Source organism: Streptomyces mesophilus, assembly GCF_040300965.1.
Lineage (GTDB): Bacteria > Actinomycetota > Actinomycetes > Streptomycetales > Streptomycetaceae > Streptomyces > Streptomyces mesophilus_A.
In genome coordinates, this window is record NZ_JBEPEW010000117.1 from 1 (window position 1) to 19,323 (window position 19,323).

The 19,323-nt window shown below is 70.4% G+C and carries 17 protein-coding genes; 12 read left to right on the forward strand and 5 right to left on the reverse strand.

Annotated elements, in window-relative coordinates; translation table 11 throughout:
* On the forward strand, nucleotides 1–384 hold a 384-nt coding region (locus ABT367_RS30850), incomplete at its 5' end, for an aminotransferase class V-fold PLP-dependent enzyme (RefSeq protein ID WP_352256558.1).
* 36 nt (nucleotides 385–420) lie between these two features.
* On the opposite strand, the gene ABT367_RS30855 is transcribed toward ABT367_RS30850, so the two are convergent.
* Nucleotides 421–1,107: an N-acetylmuramoyl-L-alanine amidase gene (locus tag ABT367_RS30855; protein ID WP_434975575.1), complete on the reverse strand. Its 687-nt coding sequence runs from the start codon at nucleotides 1,105–1,107 to the stop codon at nucleotides 421–423.
* A 76-nt stretch (nucleotides 1,108–1,183) separates the two neighbouring features.
* Between ABT367_RS30855 and mnmA the strand changes: the two genes are divergently transcribed.
* Nucleotides 1,184–2,311 carry a tRNA 2-thiouridine(34) synthase MnmA gene (gene mnmA, locus ABT367_RS30860; protein ID WP_352256560.1) on the forward strand — a complete coding sequence of 376 codons (1,128 nt, stop codon included), beginning with the start codon at nucleotides 1,184–1,186 and terminating at the stop codon, nucleotides 2,309–2,311.
* A gap of 40 nt (nucleotides 2,312–2,351) precedes the next feature.
* On the opposite strand, the gene ABT367_RS30865 is transcribed toward mnmA, so the two are convergent.
* Entirely contained in the window at nucleotides 2,352–3,173 is an 822-nt protein-coding gene (locus ABT367_RS30865; RefSeq protein ID WP_352256561.1) for an alpha/beta fold hydrolase, read from the reverse strand.
* Between the two features lie 77 nt (nucleotides 3,174–3,250).
* Complete coding sequence (locus ABT367_RS30870; protein ID WP_352256562.1) at nucleotides 3,251–3,583, reverse strand: DUF427 domain-containing protein; 333 nt, start codon at nucleotides 3,581–3,583, stop codon at nucleotides 3,251–3,253.
* A gap of 130 nt (nucleotides 3,584–3,713) precedes the next feature.
* On the opposite strand from ABT367_RS30870, the gene ABT367_RS30875 reads away from it, so the two are divergent.
* Entirely contained in the window at nucleotides 3,714–4,568 is an 855-nt protein-coding gene (locus ABT367_RS30875; protein WP_352256563.1) for a class I SAM-dependent methyltransferase, read from the forward strand.
* Nucleotides 4,569–4,588: 20 nt separating this feature from the next.
* On the opposite strand, the gene ABT367_RS30880 is transcribed toward ABT367_RS30875, so the two are convergent.
* Entirely contained in the window at nucleotides 4,589–5,134 is a 546-nt protein-coding gene (locus tag ABT367_RS30880) for a TIGR00730 family Rossman fold protein (RefSeq protein ID WP_352256564.1), read from the reverse strand.
* 89 nt (nucleotides 5,135–5,223) lie between these two features.
* Here ABT367_RS30880 and ABT367_RS30885 point away from each other — a divergent pair, with 89 nt between their 5' ends.
* The 8 genes from ABT367_RS30885 to gatB all read left to right on the forward strand — a co-directional run bounded on the left by ABT367_RS30885 (nucleotide 5,224) and on the right by gatB (nucleotide 15,457).
* Nucleotides 5,224–5,913, forward strand: coding sequence for an SDR family oxidoreductase (locus tag ABT367_RS30885; protein ID WP_352256565.1), 690 nt, complete (start codon nucleotides 5,224–5,226; stop codon nucleotides 5,911–5,913).
* 134 nt (nucleotides 5,914–6,047) lie between these two features.
* Nucleotides 6,048–7,052, forward strand: a complete 1,005-nt coding sequence (locus ABT367_RS30890) for a methionine synthase (RefSeq protein WP_352256566.1) — start codon at nucleotides 6,048–6,050, stop codon at nucleotides 7,050–7,052.
* A 63-nt stretch (nucleotides 7,053–7,115) separates the two neighbouring features.
* Nucleotides 7,116–9,308 (forward strand): NAD-dependent DNA ligase LigA, encoded by a 2,193-nt coding sequence (gene ligA, locus ABT367_RS30895; RefSeq protein WP_352256567.1) that lies wholly within the window; start codon nucleotides 7,116–7,118, stop codon nucleotides 9,306–9,308.
* A gap of 140 nt (nucleotides 9,309–9,448) precedes the next feature.
* Nucleotides 9,449–11,659, forward strand: a complete 2,211-nt coding sequence (locus ABT367_RS30900) for a putative bifunctional diguanylate cyclase/phosphodiesterase (protein ID WP_434975576.1) — start codon at nucleotides 9,449–9,451, stop codon at nucleotides 11,657–11,659.
* Between the two features lie 242 nt (nucleotides 11,660–11,901).
* Nucleotides 11,902–12,198 (forward strand): Asp-tRNA(Asn)/Glu-tRNA(Gln) amidotransferase subunit GatC, encoded by a 297-nt coding sequence (gene gatC / locus ABT367_RS30905; protein WP_010984178.1) that lies wholly within the window; start codon nucleotides 11,902–11,904, stop codon nucleotides 12,196–12,198.
* A gap of 7 nt (nucleotides 12,199–12,205) precedes the next feature.
* Nucleotides 12,206–13,699, forward strand: a complete 1,494-nt coding sequence (gene gatA / locus ABT367_RS30910) for an Asp-tRNA(Asn)/Glu-tRNA(Gln) amidotransferase subunit GatA (protein WP_352256569.1) — start codon at nucleotides 12,206–12,208, stop codon at nucleotides 13,697–13,699.
* Nucleotides 13,696–13,935: a hypothetical protein gene (locus ABT367_RS30915; RefSeq protein WP_352256570.1), complete on the forward strand. Its 240-nt coding sequence runs from the start codon at nucleotides 13,696–13,698 to the stop codon at nucleotides 13,933–13,935. The genes gatA and ABT367_RS30915 overlap by 4 nt, the downstream gene beginning before the upstream one ends.
* Before the next feature lie 16 nt (nucleotides 13,936–13,951).
* Nucleotides 13,952–15,457, forward strand: a complete 1,506-nt coding sequence (gatB, locus tag ABT367_RS30920) for an Asp-tRNA(Asn)/Glu-tRNA(Gln) amidotransferase subunit GatB (RefSeq protein WP_352256571.1) — start codon at nucleotides 13,952–13,954, stop codon at nucleotides 15,455–15,457.
* Between the two features lie 190 nt (nucleotides 15,458–15,647).
* On the opposite strand, the gene ABT367_RS30925 is transcribed toward gatB, so the two are convergent.
* Nucleotides 15,648–16,733: an SMI1/KNR4 family protein gene (locus ABT367_RS30925; RefSeq protein WP_352256572.1), complete on the reverse strand. Its 1,086-nt coding sequence runs from the start codon at nucleotides 16,731–16,733 to the stop codon at nucleotides 15,648–15,650.
* 406 nt (nucleotides 16,734–17,139) lie between these two features.
* Between ABT367_RS30925 and ABT367_RS30930 the strand changes: the two genes are divergently transcribed.
* The gene (locus tag ABT367_RS30930) at nucleotides 17,140–19,188 is read left to right on the forward strand and encodes a phosphocholine-specific phospholipase C (protein ID WP_352256578.1); all 2,049 of its coding nucleotides are present in this window, start codon (nucleotides 17,140–17,142) and stop codon (nucleotides 19,186–19,188) included.
* Nucleotides 19,189–19,323 lie beyond the last annotated feature (135 nt).

Sequence of the window (19,323 nt, forward strand, 5' to 3'; positions counted from 1 at the left end):
CGCGAGCGCTTCGCCGAGGAGATCGGCGGTCTGCGCGACGCTCTCGTCGACGCCGTACGCGCGGCCGTCCCGGACGCGATCCTCGGCGGCGACCCGGTCGACCGTCTGCCGGCCAACGCCCACTTCACCTTCCCCGGCTGCGAGGGCGACTCCCTGCTGCTGCTCCTGGACGCCCAGGGCATCGCCTGCTCGACCGGTTCGGCCTGCACGGCCGGTATCGCCCAGCCCAGCCACGTCCTGCTCGCCACCGGCACCGACCCGGACCTGGCCCGCGGCACCCTGCGCTTCTCGCTCGGCCACACCTCGACCCGCGCCGATGTCGACGAGGTGGCGAAGGCCATCGGCCCGGCGGTGGAGCGGGCGCGGGCGGCTGGGCTCAGCTAGGACCTCCCGCTCGGCGGCCGCGCCGTCGTCCGGGTCCTACCGCTCCGCGGCCGTCGTCGCCTTGGGCCGGTTCGCCGCCCGGCGCACCAGCTCCATGTACCGGTCCCAGTCCCAGTGCGGCCCCGGGTCCGTGTGCGTGGCCCCCGGCACTTCGTTGTGCCCGATGATGTGCTCGCGGTCGATGGGGATCTCGTAGCGGGCGCAGATGTCCGCGGTCAGCCGGGCCGAGGACTCGTACATCACCTTGGTGAAGGACGACGGCCGGTCGACGAAGCCCTCGTGCTCGATCCCGACACTGCTCTCGTTGTACGAGCGGTTGCCCGCGTGGAAGGCGACATCAAGCTCCCGGGCCATCTGTGTGATCTCGCCGTCCCGCGCGCGGATCACATAGTGCGTGGCCGCCGCGTGCGCCGGATCACGGAAGACCTTGATCGCCGAGGCATAGCTGCCCTGGGTGACATGGATGACGACCTTGTCGATCTCATAGTCGGCCGGCCGGTCCGCGATCCGCAGATTCGCCGCCGAGGCCGCCACCCAGCGGGCCCCGGGCTGGTCGACCTCGCCCTCGGTGCGCTGTTTGTCGACACCGGGAATCTGCCACCACAGCCGCCCGAGCTCCTCACGGAACGCGATCGCCGTGATGCCCGCGGCGACGGTCGCGCCCACGCCGACCAGCAGGCCTCGGCGCTTGACGCCCTCGGCTCGGTCCTCACCCACGGCCACCCCCGTTGTGCATTGATCTCCGTACACACAAACGGGTGGAGAGCACCTATTGGTTCCGGCTTACTCTTGAGGGGTTATGACTGAGACTCCTGCCGAGCCCCGCCGCCTCCGTGTCCTCGCCGCCATGTCCGGCGGTGTCGACTCCGCCGTCGCCGCCGCCCGCGCCGCCGAGGCGGGCCACGATGTGACCGGGGTCCACCTGGCGCTTTCGGCGAACCCGCAGTCCTTCCGTACGGGCGCCCGCGGCTGCTGCACCATCGAGGACTCCCGCGACGCCCGCCGCGCGGCCGACGTGATCGGCATCCCCTTCTACGTATGGGATCTCGCCGAGCGCTTCCGCGAGGACGTCGTCGAGGACTTCATCGCCGAGTACGAGGCGGGGCGCACCCCCAACCCGTGTCTGCGCTGCAACGAGAAGATCAAGTTCGCCGCGCTGCTCGACAAGGCGCTCGCGCTCGGCTTCGACGCCGTGGCCACCGGCCACTACGCGCAGGTGATCACCAACGAGGACGGCACGCGCGAACTGCACCGCGCCTCGGACATGGCCAAGGACCAGTCGTACGTGCTCGGTGTCCTGGACGACAAGCAGCTGGCGCACGCGCTCTTCCCGCTCGGTGACACCGTCACCACCAAGGACGAGATCCGGGCCGAGGCCGAGCGCCGCGGGCTCGCGGTCGCCAAGAAGCCCGACAGCCACGACATCTGCTTCATCGCCGACGGCGACACCCAGGGCTTCCTGGCCGGCCGCCTCGGCAAGGCCGAGGGCGACATCGTCGACGAGGCGGGCGAGAAGCTCGGCACCCACGAGGGCGCGTACGGCTTCACGATCGGCCAGCGCAAGGGGCTGCGGATCGGCACCCCGGCGCCGGACGGGAAGCCGCGCTATGTGCTCGACATCTCGCCGGTCAACAACACGGTGACGGTCGGTCCCGTGGACGCCCTCGACGTCACCGCGCTGACTGCGATCAAGCCCCGCTGGTGCGGCACCGCACCCGAGGGCGAGGGCCGCTACACCGCCCAGCTGCGCGCGCACGGCGACGAGACGCCGGTGACGGCCGAGCTCGTGGACGGCGAGCTGCGGGTCACGTTCGACGAGCCCGTACGCGGCGTGGCGCCGGGCCAGGCGGTCGTCCTCTACGACGGCACGCGCGTGGTCGGTTCGGCGACGATCGCGGCCACCACGCGTGCGGCGGCCGCGGTCTGAGCAACTGGTGCCGTACGCCTAGGAGTTCACGTATGACTCCCTAGGCGTTCGCATAGAACCCCGCAAGCACCGGCGCCAGCACATCCGGATCCACCATGTGCGTCTGCCCCTCCAGGGTCAGATGCCGGCCCGCGCGCGCCGAGCGGGCGACCAGGGCGGCCGAACCGCCCATCCACTCGAAGCTGGCCGAACCGTTCACCACGAGCAGCGGGACATCGATCTGCGAGATCCGGTCGACGGGCACCAGGCTGTCGCCGAGCACCGCATAGTCGTACGCGATCGTCGGCGCGAGCGCCTCCCACTCGGCCCACAGGGGTGAGCGCCTGAGCTGCTCGATGAGCTCCGGCGGCGCCCCGGTGCCCGAGATGAAGTGCTCGACGGCGGCGTCCCGCCGGCCGTCGGCGAGCAGGGCGCGCAGCCGGCCCGCCTGCTCCTGCCGGTCCGCGACACCGATCTCGTCGAGCGTCAACGGCGGTTCGTAGCCCGACACATGGGTCACCGGGAGCCCGCTCGCCGCTGCCTCGAAGGCGAGCACGGCGCCCGATGAGTTGCCGTGCAGCGCCGCGCGCCCGCCCAGCTCCTCGATCAGCGCGGCGAGGTCGTCGACCTCTCTGGCGACGGCGTACGGAAGCGTGTCACCGCTGTGGCCACGGCCTCTGCGGTCGTAGGTGACCGCCGTGCAGCCCAGTGCCGCGAGCCGCCGGGCGAGCGGTTCGTCCTCCGTGCAGCCGATGCACAAAGCACCGCCGACGAGGATCACGACCGGGCCGTCCGAGCCGAACCGTTCGTAGGCGATGGGGGTTCCGTCGCGGGACAGAACTTTTCCGAGGGTGTCCATGAAGGTGCAGACCCCGGTCGTCATCGGAACTCATCGCCGCAGCCGAAAAAATCTTCAGAAATCCCGGCCCCGGGGGCAACCACCGCCCCTGGCCTGCGACTTCAGCCCGTGGAAACTTCCTCGGTCGCGTAGAAGCAGAGATGATCCCTGATCTCGGCGACCTCCGGCTTGGGGTCGGGGTAGGCCCAGACGGCGTCCGGGCCGCCCGGCAGCGACCAGTACGAGGCGGTGCCCTTGAACGGGCAGTACGTGTGGGTCTCGGACGGCTCCAGAAGCTCGGTGCGGACGTCCGCGGGCGGCAGGTAGTAGCGCACGGGACAGCCGGTCTCGCGCAGCACGAGCGGGCGGCTGCTCTCGGCGACGACCTGCCCGTCGTGGACGACGCGCACGTGCCGGGTGCCCTGTTCGACGGTGATCGTGTGTCCTGCGGTCACTTCTCTGCCCTCCGGATCGCTGCTTCGGCCATGGGGTACAGCGCAGTTGACGCCCGCGTTCTTCCCGCCGGAAACCATGCCAGAATCACGCACCGCAATCACTCGGTGACGTAACGCTATGGAGGCGCTCATGGGATCCAGTCGACTGTCCAGAAACCGCAAGGCCCTGCTGCACAAGGTGCGTTACGCCCTGCGGCATCCCGGGCGCGTGCCCGCCTATGTGCGCCGGTCGGCGCGTGACGCGGTGCTGCGCGTCAAGTTCCGCGGCGACCACGTCGGTTACTACCGGGCTGTCATGGCCTCCGATGCCGCACGCAGCGCGGAGGCCGCGGTCGGCGGCGGGCCTTCCGTCAAGCGGTGGACGTGGATCGGGCAGATGCAGTTCGACTATCTGGTGGAGCACGGCCTCGCGCCCGGGCACCGGATGCTGGAGATCGGCTGCGGCAATCTGCGGGCGGGACGGCTCTTCATCGACCACCTGGAGCCCGGCCACTACTACGGCATCGACATCTCGCCCGACATCCTGATCGCCGCCAAGCACACCCTGGTGCGCTACGGGTTGCAGCCGAAGCTGCCGTACCTCACCGTGGCCGACAACCTGACCTTCGACTTCCTGCCCGACGCCCACTTCGACGTCGTGCACGCCCACAGCGTCTTCTCGCACTCGCCGCTGCATGTCATCGAGGAGTGCTTCGCGCACGTCGGGCGCGTCCTGAAGCCCGGCGGCTTCTTCGACTTCACCTTCGACCGTACGGAGGGCAAGGAGCACCAAGTCCTGCACGAGGACTTCTACTACCGCACCGGGACGCTGGTCGAGCTCGCGGCGAAGCACGGGCTTGCGGCGACGTTCATGGAGGACTGGGAGTCCAGGCCGCACGGGCAGTCGAAGATCCGCATCACGCACGCGGAGGTGGCCGCGGACGTCCGGTTGAAGGCGGACGTCCGGGCGAAGGCGGACGTTCGGGTGAAGGCCGACGCTTCCTAGCGTCTGCCGGTGATCAAGCCCTAGGCGACGCCACGGGACTCCTCCAGATACGCCAGCGCGCCCACCGGCTCCTCGGCGAAGAACACCAGGTCCGTGAGGGGGACGGGCAGGAAGCCCTCGTCCTCCATGCGGCGGAACTGCTCCTTCAACCCGTCATAGAAACCGGCGGTGTTGAGCAGGACGACGGGCTTGGTGGTCTTTCCGTGCTTCTTCAGCTCGAGGATCTCGGTGGCCTCGTCGAGCGTGCCCGTACCGCCGACCATGATCACCACGGCGTCGGCCTGCTCGAGGAGCTGCGCCTTGCGCTCGGCCAGGTCGCGCGTGACGACCATCTCGTCCGGGCCGGCCACCGGCCGCGCCTTCGCGGCGAGGAAGTCGACCGAGACGCCGAGGAGCCGGCCGCCCGCCTGCTGCACACCGTCGGCGACCACCTTCATGAGACCGACGTCGGATCCGCCCCACACCAGGGTGTGCCCGCCCTTGCCGAGGAGTTCGGCGAACTCGCGAGCGGGGCGGGTGTAGCGCTCGTCCAGGTCGGCGGCGGAGAGGAAGACGCAGATGTTCATGCGTCAACCGTACGTCGGCAGGTGCGCGCGGCGTGTCCGGATGCCGGAGTGCGAGCGGGCCATTCCCGCAGGCCTGGCAGCATGGGCGCATGGCTACCCATGTGATCACCGGAGCGGGTTCCGGCATCGGCGCCGCCGTCGCCGCCCGCCTGCACGCCCGCGGCGACGACCTCGTGCTGCTCGCCCGCAACGCCGGCCGCGCCAAGGAGCTCGCCGACCGCTACCCGGGCGCGCAGACCCTCGTCGGCGACCTCGCCGAACCGGACCGGCTCTCCTGGGCCTTCTCGCACCAGTCGCTGCCCGACCGCGTGGACACGCTGCTGCATATCGCGGGCGTCGTCGACCTCGGGCCCGTGGGCGACCTCACGACGAAGATCTGGCGCTCCCAGCTCGAGGTCAACCTCATCGCACCGGCCGAGCTCACCCGCCACTTCCTGCCCCAACTGCGGGTCACCCAGGGCCATGTGCTCTTCGTGAACTCGGGCGCGGGCCTCAACGCCCACGCCAACTGGTCCGCGTACGCCGCGTCGAAGCACGGCCTCAAGGCCCTCGCGGACTCGCTGCGCCACGAGGAGAAGCCCAACGGCCTGCGCGTCACCACGGTCTACCCGGGCCGCACCACCAGCCCGATGCAGGCCAAGGTCCACCAGCAGGAAGGCAGCGAGTACGACCCGGCCCGCTGGATCGACCCGGAGTCGGTGGCGACGGCGATCATCACGGCGATCGATCTGCCGCGGGACGCGGAGATCACGGATCTTTCGGTACGTCCCGGTCGCTGAGGCGTTCGTACGAGGTCCGGGGCGGGCGGCCCGGAACGCGACCGCGGCGGCGCACCCCGCGTCCGCCCCGCGTCCGCCCCGCGTCCGGCGCACCGGGCCGCCCGCTCCGGCCCGCTGTTTCGTACCCTCGCCTGGTGACCGAAGACCGCACCACCCCCTGGGGCCCCGCCACCGGCGTCGGCTCGATGCCCGGCACCGACGCCCGTGAAGCCGCGAAGACCGCCGCCGGGACCCTCGAGAGTTTCCCCTTCCTGCCCGAGCTCCCCGCCCGCGGCCCGGGCGCGGACATGATCGGCCGCACCCTCGGGCTGCTCGTCGAGATGTACGCGCGCGTGGAGCCCAGCGGCTGGCGCTTCGGCGACCGCCCCGGCCGCGACACCCGCCGCGCCTGGTCCTGGCTCGGCGAGGACCTCGACGCCCTGGAGGAGTTCACGCAGGGGTACGAGGGCCCGGTGAAGATCCAGGCCGTCGGGCCCTGGACGCTCGCGGCCGCCGTCGAACTCCGGGGCGGCGAGGCCGCGCTCTCCGACCCGGGCGCCGTACGTGATCTCGCGGGGTCGCTCCAGGAGGGCCTCAAACAGCACGTCGCCGACGTACGCCGCCGTATCCCCGGCGCCGAGATCGTGCTCCAGCTCGACGAGCCCTCGCTCACCGCCGTCCTGCGCGGACAGATCAAGTCCGCCAGCGGCTACCGCACCCATCGCGCCGTCGACCGCCAGCTGGTGGAGTCCACCCTGCGCGGCCTGATCGAGGCGCACGGGGGACCCGCGATCGTCCACACCTGCGCGCCTGACGTCCCGTTCGCGCTCCTGCGCCGTGCGGGCGTGGCCGGTGTCTCCTTCGATGCCTCGCTCCTCACGGAACGTGACGAGGAGCCGATCGGCGAAGGCGTGGAGGCGGGCCTGAAACTCTTCGCGGGAGTCGTGCCGTCCACCGACACCGCATTGTCGGACCCTGCCAGTAACGTCATGGGTGTCAGGACGCTGTGGCGCAGGCTCGGCCTGAATCCGGGATCGCTCGCGGAATCGGTCGTGGTCACGCCGTCATGCGGACTCGCGGGGGCCTCGCCCTCGTATGCCCGCAAGGCGCTCGCCCACTGCGTCGCGGCGGCGCGCTCGCTCGCGGACAACCCTGAGTGACGACAGGCGATGAAGACAGCACCAACGGGCACTTGGTTTTTCAAGGACGCGGGAGGACACACGATGGTCGGCACGGACCAGGCAGGCGGTACGTCATCGGTGCCCAGCGAGGCGCGTGAGCAGCATGCGCAGATCGCGGAGCAGATCGAGGAGCACCGCTTCCGGTACTACGTGAAGGACCAGCCGGTCATCAGCGACGCCGACTTCGACAAGTTGCTGCGCTCGCTGGAGGCCCTGGAGGACGAGTATCCGGAGCTCAGGACGCCCGAGTCACCGACCCAGAAGGTCGCAGGCGACTATCAGACGGACTTCGCCACGGTCACGCATCGCGAGCGGATGCTCTCCCTGGACAACGCCTTCGACGAGGCCGAACTCGCCGCCTGGGCGAACCGCGTGGCGAACGACGTCGGCACCACCGACTACCACTTCCTGTGCGAGCTCAAGGTCGACGGCCTCGCGGTCAACCTGACGTACGAGAAGGGCCGGCTGACCCGCGCGGCCACCCGGGGCAATGGCCGCGAGGGCGAGGACATCACGCCCAACGTGCGCACGATCGCCGACATCCCGGACCGCCTCGAGGGCAAGCGCATCCCGGATCTGGTGGAGATCCGCGGCGAGGTCTACTTCCCGATGGAGAAGTTCGAGGAGCTCAATGCCAAGCGCGTCGCCGCGGGCCAGGAGCCGTACGCCAACCCCCGTAACTCCGCCGCCGGTTCCCTGCGTCAGAAGGACCCGAAGGTCACGGCCACCCTCCCGCTGCACATGGTCGTGCACGGCATCGGCGCCCGCGAGGGGCTGGAGATCACCCGCCTCTCCCAGGCCTATGACCTGCTCAAGGAGTGGGGCCTGCCCACCGCTCAGCACAACAAGGTCGTGGAAGACCTCGAAGGGGTACGGGAGTTCATCGCGTACTTCGGAGAGCACCGGCACTCCGTCGAGCACGAGATCGACGGAGTGGTCGTCAAGCTGGACGAGATCCCCCTGCAGGGACGGCTCGGTTCGACGGCGCGCGCGCCGCGCTGGGCGATCGCGTGGAAGTACCCGCCGGAGGAGGTCAACACCAAGCTGGTCGACATCCTCGTCGGCGTCGGACGCACCGGCCGCGTGACCCCGTACGCGCAGGTCGCGCCCATCCAAGTGGCCGGTTCCGAGGTCGAGTTCGCCACCCTGCACAACCAGGAGGTCGTCAAGGCCAAGGGCGTCCTGATCGGTGACACGGTGGTGCTGCGCAAGGCCGGCGATGTCATCCCGGAGATCCTCGGCCCGGTCGTCGATCTGCGCGACGGCAGCGAGCGGGAGTTCGTGATGCCCGCCGAGTGCCCGGAGTGCGGCACGGCCCTGCGGCCGATGAAGGAAGGCGATATCGATCTGCGCTGCCCCAACGCGCGGACGTGTCCGGCCCAGTTGAGGGAGCGCGTCACCTATCTGGCAGGGCGCGAGTGCCTGGACATCGAGCACTTCGGCGGGGTGGCCGCCGCCGCGCTCACCGGCCCGCTCGAGCCGTCGACCCCGCCGCTGGTGGACGAGGGCGATCTGTTCGACCTGACCATCGAGGATCTGCTGCCCATCAAGGCGTATGTCCTCGACAAGGACAGCGGGTTGCCCAAGCGCGACCCGAAGACGGGCGAGGAGAAGATCGTCACGGTCTTCGCCAACCAGAAGGGCGAGCCGAAGAAGAACGCGGTCGCGCTTCTGGAGAACATCGCGAAGGCCAAGGAGAGCCCCCTCGCGCGGATCATCAACGGACTCTCGATCCGTCATGTAGGACCGGTCGCCGCCCAGGCGCTCGCCCGCGAGTTCCGCTCCCTCGAGCGGATCGAGCAGGCCGGTGAGGAGGAGCTGGCGAACACGGACGGTGTCGGGCCGACGATCGCCGCCGCGCTCAAGGAGTGGTTCGCCGAGGACTGGCACCGCGAGATTCTGCGCAAGTGGCGCGCGGCCGGGGTCCGTATGGAGGAGGAAGGCGGCCAGGACGAGGGGCCGCGCCCGCTCGAAGGACTCACCGTCGTCGTCACCGGCACGCTGCAGCACCACACGCGTGATGGCGCAAAAGAAGCGCTGCAGACCCGTGGCGCGAAGGTGACCGGTTCGGTTTCGAAGAAGACGTCCTTTGTCGTGGTCGGTGACAACCCTGGTTCGAAGTACGACAAGGCCATGCAGCTCAAGGTGCCGGTTCTGAACGAGGAAGGCTTCGAGGTCCTGCTCGGACAGGGCCCGGAGGCCGCACAGGAAGTTGCACTTCCGGTACCCGAGTAGCGGTTGAAGGCCACCCGTTCGGCGCATACCAGATGCATACGGGTGGCCGGGTCGCATTCGGGCAACCGTGCTCGACGGCTGCCCGTGGAAGCCTTCTGCGGCCTACTGTTGAGGTGTGCGCCTGCCGTGTCCAGTTGCGGATGGGGCATCCCCTGCTCAACAGGAGTGCGGGAATTGGTTTCGGACGCGGTGACTTCAAAAGCAGGAGCCGCGTGGCGTGGGCACCGCCGGCTGTGAGAGGGACGGGAATGAAACCGACCGAGAGCGCCGATCCGGTGTCCCGGCTGCCCGGGCTGTGGACGCCCGCGCTGCCCACCGCCGTGGTGGCCGTCGCCGCGGTCGTGCTCGGCGCGGGGGTGTACAGCGCACTGACCGGGGACCACGCGCTCTTTCCGGGCTCCACGGTCGGCTGGTCACTCGCCGTACTCGTCGGCGTGATCGTCGGCCATCTGGTCGCGCTCGGACGTGAGCGGTGGTGGGGCGGCACCGGTTCGGGCGCCGCCCTCACCCTTGCCGTCCTGCTGCTTTACGGCTGGGTCCCGGCCGGGATGGTCAGCCTCACCGTGATCGTCCTGGTCGGCGCGGCCCGCAGGCGCCGCTGGCGCCAGGGTCTGCTGCACGGTGCGGTCGACGTACTCGGCATCGGCGCGGGCGCGCTGGTCATGGCCGCCTTCGGCGAGGTGCCGACGGTCGAGCGGCCCTGGACGCCCGAGGACTGGGACCTGTGGGCGTTTCCCGAGGTCGCGCTCGTGGCGGGCGCGTATCTGCTCGTGACCCGGCTGCTGCTCTGGTACGTGCACGCCCCGCACTCCGCCGGGTTGCCCACCGTCGCCCGTACCGCCATGATCCGGCAGGGTCTCGTAGGGGTGGCGCTGCTCGGGATCGCGCCCCTCATCTGTGTGGTCGCCGTCGCGATGCCCGTCCTTCTTCCGCTGTTCGCGATCCCGCTCGTGGCGCTGGACTCGACGCTGTGGATCGCCCGGGCGCGGGCCGAGGAGCAGTTGCGCGATCCGCTGACCGGACTGCCCAACCGGCAGTGGCTGTTGGAGCGCACCTGGGCGGCACTGGACGACGCCGAACGAATCGGTGCGCGTTCCGCCCTCGTCCTGATCGACCTCGACCGCTTCCGCTCGGTGAATGACACGCTCGGCCATCTCGCCGGTGACCGGCTGCTGCTGCAGATCGCCGACCGCCTCCAACTCGCCCTGCCCAAGGGTGCGGAGGCCGCCCGGCTCGGCGGCGACGAGTTCGCCGTCCTCCTGCCCACCTGCGACTCGACCACCACGGCCAAGCGCATCGCACGCGTCCTGGTGGCCGAACTCTCCTCGCCCCTCGACCTCGACGGCCTCACCCTCGTCCTCGAAGCGAGCGCGGGCCTCGCCGTCTACCCGGACCACGCACTCGACGCAGAAGGCCTCCTGCGCCGCGCGGACGTGGCGATGTACCAGGCCAAGGTGGACCGCACCGGCGTCGAGGTCTACGAGTCGAAGCGGGACTCCAACACCCCCGACCGCCTCGGCCTGTTGGGCGATCTGCGCCGCGCCCTCGACGCCGGGGACGTAGAACTGCACTACCAGCCCAAGGTCCGTTTCGACGGTCAGGTCGCGGGCCTCGAAGCGCTCGTACGGTGGGTGCATCCCGAGCGCGGCAAGGTGCCGCCGGACGAGTTCATCGCGATCGCCGAGTCCTCGGGGCTCATGCCGCACCTCACCGAGTACGTCCTGGACACGGCTCTCGCTCAGGTGGCGATCTGGCACGCGCAGGGCCTCAAGGTGCCCGTCGCGGTGAACGTCTCCCCGCGCGACGTCCACACCCCCGGCTTCGCCGGTTCGGTGGCCGCGCGCCTGGCCCGCCATGGAGTGCCCGCCGGCGCCCTCCAGCTGGAGATCACCGAGCACGTCCTCCTCGAGGACCCGCAGCGCGCGGCCGACACCCTGGCCGGACTCACCGGCCACGGCGTGAAGATGTCGCTCGACGACTTCGGCACCGGCTACTCCTCCCTGGTCCACCTGCGCCGGCTCCCGGTGAGCGAGCTCAAGATCGACCGCTCGTTCGTCGCCCGCCTCGCGATCGACCCGGAGGACGCGGAGATCGTCCGCTGCACCGTCGACCTCGCCCACTCGCTCAACCTGGTCGTGGTCGCCGAGGGCGTCGAGGACGACGAGACCTGGGAGCGCCTGCGCGATCTGGGCTGCGACGCGGTCCAGGGCTGGCTGGTCGCCGCGGCGATGCCGGCGGAGGAGACGACGGCATGGCTCCTTGCGCGGGGGTCGCGCGGGTGGCAGCGGCCGGCGGAGCTTGCGGCTGCCGCGGAGTCGGCGGATGAGGTGGACGGGTCGGTCGTGCCGTAGGTCTCCCTGCGGCCGCGCGGTGGCTCGGGTGGTTGCGCCTGCGGCGGGCCTTTCTCCCCTACCCGCCCCTTCCCGAAACCGAGGGCTGCGCCCCCGGGCCCCCGCATCCGAACTTCGTTCGGATCTGCTCAAGCGCCGCAGGGGCTGAGTGGTGAACCAAACCGTTTACCGGGTACCGGGTGCGGACCCATAGGATTGGGCCAAACGCAGAGACACAGAACACGCACCCCGTGAGGATCCGCATGCCTGGCATCACGCGCGAGGAGGTCGCCCACCTCGCACGGCTGGCGCGTCTGGAGCTGAAGGCCGAAGAGCTTGATCACTTCGCCGGCCAGCTCGACGACATCATCGGCGCGGTCGCCCGCGTCAGCGAGGTCGCCGACCAAGACGTACCGCCGACCTCCCACCCGCTGCCGCTGACGAACGTCATGCGTGCGGACGAGGTCCGTCCGTCGCTCACCCCCGAGCAGGCGCTCTCCGGCGCCCCGGCCCAGGAGCAGCAGCGTTTCAAGGTGCCGCAGATCCTGGGGGAGGACTAACACCACCATGACGGACATCATCAAGCTCACCGCCGCCGAGATCGCACAGAAGATCAAGGACGGCGAGCTCACCGCAGTAGAGGTCACCGAGGCCCACCTGGCCCGGATCGAGGCCGTCGACGAGAAGGTGCACGCCTTCCTGTACGTCGACCGCGAGGGCGCCCTCGCGCAGGCCCGCGCCGTGGACGCCAAGCGGGAGGCGGGCGAGAAGCTCGGCCCCCTCGCCGGTGTCCCGCTCGCGCTCAAGGACATCTTCACCACCGAGGGCATCCCGACCACGGTCGGCTCCAAGATCCTCGAGGGCTGGATCCCGCCGTACGACGCCACGCTCACCAAGCGCCTCAAGGCCGCCGACGTGGTCATCCTCGGCAAGACCAACATGGACGAGTTCGCCATGGGGTCCTCGACGGAGAACAGCGCGTACGGCCCGACCGGCAACCCCTGGGACCTCACCCGTATCCCGGGCGGCTCCGGTGGCGGCTCCTCCGCCGCGCTCGCCGCGTACCAGGCACCGCTCGCCATCGGTACGGACACCGGCGGATCGATCCGCCAGCCCGCCGCCGTCACCGGCACGGTCGGCGTGAAGCCGACGTACGGCGGCGTCTCGCGCTACGGCATGGTCGCCTTCAGCTCCAGCCTCGACCAGGGCGGCCCCTGCGCCCGTACGGTCCTGGACGCCGCGCTGCTGCACGAGGTGATCGCCGGGCACGACCCGCTCGACTCCACCTCCATCGACGCCCCGGTCCCGCCGGTCGTCGAGGCCGCGCGCAACGGCTCGGTGCAGGGCATGCGCGTCGGTGTCGTCAAGCAGTTCCGCGGCGAGGGCTACCAGGCCGGTGTCGTGCAGCGCTTCGACGAGTCGGTCGAGCTGCTCAAGGAGCTCGGCGCCGAGATCGTCGAGCTTGACTGCCCGACCTTCGACCTGGCCCTGTCGGCGTACTACCTGATCGCGCCCTCCGAGTGCTCCTCGAACCTCGCCCGGTTCGACGCGATGCGCTACGGACTGCGCGTCGGCGACGACGGCACGAAGTCCGCCGAGGACGTCACCGCGCTGACCCGCGAGGCCGGCTTCGGCGACGAGGTCAAGCGCCGCATCATCCTGGGCACTTACGCGCTGAGCTCCGGCTACTACGACGCGTACTACGGCAGTGCCCAGAAGGTCCGCACCCTCATCACCCGCGAGTTCGAGGCCGCCTTCGAGCAGGTCGACGTCATCGTCTCCCCGACGACCCCGACGACGGCCTTCCCGATCGGCGAGCGCGCCGACGACCCGATGGCGATGTACCTCGCGGACCTGTGCACCATCCCGACCAACCTGGCCGGCAACGCCGCCATGTCGCTGCCCTGCGGCCTGGCGCCCGAGGACGGCCTTCCGGTCGGACTGCAGATCATCGCCCCCGCCATGAAGGACGAGCGCCTGTACAAGGTGGGCGCTGCCGTCGAGGCCGCGTTCGTGGAAAAGTGGGGCCACCCGCTGCTCGAGGAGGCACCGTCGCTGTGAGTGCTGTGACCAAGGCCAAGGGCTTCAAGAAGTCCAAGACCGGTACGTATCTGTCGATCGGGACCACCGCCTTCGGCGCGCTGAGCGTCATCAAGCAGGCGAAGAAGGCCAAGACGGAGCACGACACGCTCCGCCTGGTCGACGCCGCGGTGTCCGCCGCCGCCATCGTCACCGGCGTCGCGCTGCTCCTGCGTGAGCTCAAGCGCCTCGGCGACGACGACGTCCTGCTGGGCTGAGAGGGAAAGTTTCACCGTGACCACCGAACTTCTGTCGTACGAGGACGCATTGGCGTCGTACGACCCGGTCATGGGCCTTGAGGTCCATGTCGAACTCGGCACCAAGACCAAGATGTTCTGCGGCTGCTCCACGGAGCTGAAGCAGGACGCCAACAGCCAGACCTGCCCGACCTGTCTCGGTCTGCCCGGCGCGCTGCCGGTCGTGAACGAGATCGGCGTCGAGTCGGCCATCAAGATCGGCCTCGCGCTGCACTGCGAGATCGCCGAATGGTGCCGCTTCGCCCGGAAGAACTACTTCTATCCGGACATGCCGAAGAACTTCCAGACCTCCCAGTACGACGAGCCCATCGCCTTCAACGGCTACCTCGACGTGCAGCTGGAGGACGGCGAGGTCTTCCGTGTGGAGATCGAGCGCGCCCACATGGAGGAGGACACCGGCAAGTCCACGCACGTCGGTGGCGCGACGGGCCGTATCCACGGCGCCTCGCACTCGCTCCTGGACTACAACCGCGCCGGCATCCCGCTCATCGAGATCGTCACCAAGCCGATCGAGGGTGCGGGCGAGCGTGCTCCCGAGGTGGCGAAGGCGTACGTGGCCGAGCTGCGCGAGGTCATCAAGGCGCTCGGTGTCTCCGAGGCCCGGATGGACAAGGGCCAGATGCGCTGCGACGTGAACCTGTCGCTGCGGCCGCACGGGCGCGAGGAGTTCGGCACGCGCTCGGAGACGAAGAACGTCAACTCGCTCCGTTCCGTGGAGCGCGCGGCGCGCTTCGAGATCCAGCGGCACGCGGCCGTCCTCAAGGACGGCGGCACGATCGTCCAGGAGACCCGCCACTTCCACGAGGAAGACGGCTCCACGACCTCCGGCCGTATCAAGGACAACGCCGAGGACTACCGCTACTTCCCCGAGCCGGACCTGGTGCCGGTGGCCCCCGCGCGCGAGTGGGTCGAGGAACTGCGTGCCGGTCTCCCCGAGATGCCGCGCGTGCGCCGCAACCGGCTCCGCGAGGAGTGGGGCGTCAGCGAGCACGACATGCAGTCGATCCTCAACGCGGGCGCGGTCGACCCGATCGTGGCCACGATCGAGGCGGGTGCCCCGTCCGACCAGGCCCGCAAGTGGTGGATGGGCGAGCTGGCCCGTAACGCCAACGAGACGGGCAAGTCCCTCGAAGAGCTCGACATCACCCCGGCGCAGGTCGCCCGGGTCTGCGAGCTTGTTGCCGCCGGCGACCTCAACGACAAGCTGGCCCGCCAGGTCATCGAGGGCGTCCTGAAGGGCGAGGGCACCCCGGACGAGGTTGTCGAGAAGCGCGGTCTGAAGGTGGTCTCCGACGAGGGTGCGCTCTCCGCCGCCGTGGACGAGGCCATCGCCGCCAACGCCGGTATCGTCGCCAAGATCCAGTCCGGCAAGGTCGCTGCCGCCGGTGCGCTCGTGGGTGCCGTCATGAAGGCGACCCGCGGTCAGGCCGACGCGGCCCGCGTCAAGGAACTGATCCTGGAGAAGCTGGGCGTCGAGGGCTGACACCTCGGTTCGTTGTGAAGGGGCGGCGCTCCGGGTTCAGGCCCGGGGCGCCGTCGCTTTTCTGCGTACGGGGCTATCTCCTCGGGTCTCCGTACGGGGCTATCTCCTCAGGTCTGCGGACGGGGTTACCTCCTCGGCCTGCGTACTGTCACGGACGGTTTCCTGCGTACGGGGTCATGGACGGCTGGGGTCACGCGGGATCCTCCGGCCCTTGCGGGTAGGGCGCGAAGAAGACGACATCCAGCGGATCCGTTCCCGCAGGCAGGGCGGGAAAGCCCGCACTGCCCGGCCGGTCCCCGCGCAGCCAGTGCAGCAGCGTCCGTGTGAAGTTCCCGGGCAGGGGCTCTCCCGGCTCCGAGTGCCGAGGGTGCACGGCGACCCGCCATTCGTCCGGCTCGCCTTCGGTGCACCAGCCGATCCAGTCGCCGTCGATGGTCGAGGCGCACGGCAGGAAGCCACCGGGCTCGGGCCAGGCCGGGAGCGCATGGAACTGCGGGTGGGCGTCGCGCAGTTCGCGATAGGCCTCGCGCGCCCAGATGATTTCCCCGGCCAGCCCCCAACGGCTTTCGGTGTCCAAAGGCGCGGGCATGTCCAGCCACCCGGACCAGCCGCCCCTGCCGTACCGCTCGGTGAGCGCCATGAAGTCGCTCGGCAGCCGTGTGCCGATCCGCTGGAAGACCTGCTCCCAAGTCCCCTCGCCCACATGCGGGGTGAGCGGCGGAGGGACGAGAGCGAGCACGGCGTCCAGGCCCTCCCCTCGCGTGAGAGCCGCATGCTGACCCGCGTCGACATGCGCGCCCCGCGCCGGTGGCTTCCAGGGTCCGGCGCCCGCCAAGGGGGCGAACACCCGCACCTGGCGCTCCAGCGGCCCGAGCTGCCCGCCCGGCTCGCCGGGGTTCGGCACCCCGCCCCGTATCGCAGCCGACAGCAGCTCCAGAAGCGGCACTTCATAGTCGACCCAAGGCTCGTCCACGTGCGCGGCCACGCGCGTGGTCAGCAGGACCACCGGCCACTCGTCCGGATCCTTCGACACCGACGTGTCCCAGAAGAGATGATCACCGGACGAGGTCTCCGCGAACGCGAGCAGCCCGCCCTCCGTCGGCAGAAACACCCGCTGCTCACGCGTGAACATGAGCGGCCGTATCGCCGAGTGCCGGTGCGTCTCGACCAGCCAACTCCCGTACTCATAGCGCCCGTCCGCGCTCAAGCACGGCGTGTGCAGCCGCACCCGTACGCCCTGCGGACCGCCGATCTCCACCGGCCCGTACGCCGACACCAGCGCCTTGTAGTCGGCGGGCAGCGGAACTTCGAGCCGGCCCAGTCCACGGCGGGAGCGGGGGCGGGCGGAGGTCCGAGGAGGGTGGTGAAGGCGGCGGCGGGTCCGGTGCGTTCCATGCGTACGAGGTTGCCATCCGCCTCTGACAACGCGGCCGTCGATGCCGCAGTCGACGGCGCCGACTCGGGCGTTCACTGTCAAGTCGCGCCGGTGACTTCTCCTCGCCACCGAACCGCCCTAACGTCCCCGGTCGGAGCCACTGTGGCCCCGGTGATGAGCCCCAGCCCCGACCAGGAGGTCAGCCGCCTTGTCCTCGTCCACGCCCACCGAGCCCACGTCCTCCGAGCCCACGTCCTCCGCGTCCTCGTCCTCCGAGCCCACGCACCCCGAGCTCTCCCGCAGACGCCTGCTCGCCCTCGGCGGCGGTGCGCTGGGTGCGGCCGCGGCCGGCTCCCTGCTGCCGCCCTCGCTCACGCAGGCCCTGGCGCACGAGCCGCCGCCCGGTGGGCTCAAGGCGGTCAAGCACGTGGTGATCCTGATGCAGGAGAACCGGTCCTTCGACCACTACTTCGGCTCCTTGCGCGGCGTACGCGGCTTCGGTGACCGCAACGCGATCCGACTGCCCACCGGCAAGAGCGTGTTCGAGCAGCCGGACCTGCTGCGCACCGTGCTGCCCTTCCCCGTACGGGACGCGGCCGCGGCGCAGCAGAAGGACCTGCAGTACATCGGCGACCTGAACCACGACTGGGCGGGCGGCGGCAAGGCCTGGCGCGGCGGCTGGATGGACAACTGGATCAGCGCCAAGTCGGCTGCCACGATGGCGTACTACACGCGCGAGGACATACCGCTGCACTACGAGCTCGCGGACACCTTCACGATCTGCGACGCGTACCACTCGTCGATCCACACCTCGACCAGCCCCAACCGCAACCACCTGTGGAGCGGCAAGACGGGGTACGAGGCGAACGGCAGCCGTGCGGTGGGCAACGGCGCCTACGCGGAGGGCACCCACCCCGGATACGACTGGACCACGTACCCGGAGCGCCTGGAGGAGGCGGGGCGCACCTGGAAGACGTACACCGAGTGGGAGAACTTCACCGACAACCAGATCGAGTTCTTCACCACCTTCAAGGCGATCGCGCGCAAGGTCCTTACGGGGACCGGGTTCACGTACATGGAGGCGTTCTACGCCAAGGTGCGGGACACGGCGGACGAGGCCGAGCGCACCCGGCTCCTGGGCGCGCTGGAGGAAGGCGTCAAGACCCTTACGGCTGAGGAGCGTTCGCTGTTCGAGCGGGCGCTGCGCCGGGTGCCCACCGGTCAGCTGGCGGCCGAGTTCGCCAAGGACGTCGCCGCCGGTGACCTGCCCGAGGTCTCCTACCTCGTGCCCTCCGCGATCGACTCCGAGCACCCCGGGACCTCCTCGCCGATCCACAGCGCGACCCTCGTGTACAAGGTCCTCGACGCGCTGGCCTCGCATCCCGAGGTCTGGCGGCACACCGTCGTGCTCATCAACTACGACGAGAACGACGGCTTCTTCGACCACGTACCGCCGCCCGTGCCGCCCGCCGACGACCCCGAGGAGCGCTGGCAGGGACTTCCGACCGGGCTCGGGATCCGGGTGCCGATGCTGGTGGTCTCGCCGTGGTCGGTGGGCGGCTACGTCTCCTCCGAGGTCTTCGACCACACCTCCGTGATCCGCTTCCTGGAGAAGTGGACCGGCATCCGCGAGCCCAACATCGGCACCTGGCGCCGCCGCGTCACGGGCGATCTCACCGGCGCCTTCGACTTCAGGCGCGGCCGCCGTCAGCCCGAGGTGGAGCAGCCCGGCACCATCCCGCCGTTCACCGGGCGCTGGCGCCCGCAGCCGCCGCTCGACCAGAAGATGCCCGAACAGGAACCCGGCCGCCGCCCGGCCCGCGCCCTGCCGTACCAGCCGGACGCGTACGGGGCCGTACGCGGAGACGTCTTCCGGCTCCGGGTCGAGAACGGCGGGCGCTCCAGCGTGCCGCTCGCCCTTTATCCGTACGCGGGTGAGTTCGCCGCGCCCCAGCACACCGACGTCGAGGACCGGGCGCTGTGGGAGGTGCCGCTGGCCGGGGACGCGTATGACTTCACGGTCACCGGGCCGAACGGTTTCCGCCGGGAGTTCGCCGGGCGTGCGCAGGGCGCGGCCGGGGTGACCTCGTCGGTCGACGGGCAGGGGCGGAGCCTGCGCATCGCGCTGCGCAACGACGGCAAGGCGCCGCTGACCTTCGCCGTGCGCTCGCTCGCGTACGGCGGGGAGCGGCCGCGCGAGATCACCGTCCGCCCGGGGCGTGCCCGCACCGTCGAGCACCGGGCCCATGGCGCGCACGGCTGGTACGACCTGGAGATCACGGCCGCGGGTGACGAGGGCTTCCGGCGCCGGCTGATGGGGCACATCGAGAACGGCCGCGTGAGCGTCTCGGGCTGAGCCCCTGCCCGTGCCCGTACTCCGGTCCCGGGCGCCGCGACGTGCTTCCCGAGCTGCCCGGGGCCACGTGCTGAGGGTGTCCGGGGCCACGTGCCGGCGGGGTCCGGGACCAAGCCCTTAGGCGGCCCGGGGCCA

Excerpts from the sequence above, each read along its gene's own strand:
- mnmA (WP_352256560.1), top strand. The coding sequence starts at position 1,184 with ATGACTGAGACTCCTGCCGAGCCCCGCCGCCTCCGTGTCCTCGCCGCC.
- ABT367_RS30865 (WP_352256561.1), bottom strand. The coding sequence starts at position 3,173 with ATGACGACCGGGGTCTGCACCTTCATGGACACCCTCGGAAAAGTTCTG.
- ABT367_RS30875 (WP_352256563.1), top strand. The coding sequence starts at position 3,714 with ATGGGATCCAGTCGACTGTCCAGAAACCGCAAGGCCCTGCTGCACAAG.
- ABT367_RS30880 (WP_352256564.1), bottom strand. The coding sequence starts at position 5,134 with ATGAACATCTGCGTCTTCCTCTCCGCCGCCGACCTGGACGAGCGCTAC.
- ABT367_RS30885 (WP_352256565.1), top strand. The coding sequence starts at position 5,224 with ATGGCTACCCATGTGATCACCGGAGCGGGTTCCGGCATCGGCGCCGCC.
- ligA (WP_352256567.1), top strand. The coding sequence starts at position 7,116 with ATGGTCGGCACGGACCAGGCAGGCGGTACGTCATCGGTGCCCAGCGAG.
- ABT367_RS30900 (WP_434975576.1), top strand. The coding sequence starts at position 9,449 with ATGGGGCATCCCCTGCTCAACAGGAGTGCGGGAATTGGTTTCGGACGC.
- gatC (WP_010984178.1), top strand. The coding sequence starts at position 11,902 with ATGCCTGGCATCACGCGCGAGGAGGTCGCCCACCTCGCACGGCTGGCG.
- gatA (WP_352256569.1), top strand. The coding sequence starts at position 12,206 with ATGACGGACATCATCAAGCTCACCGCCGCCGAGATCGCACAGAAGATC.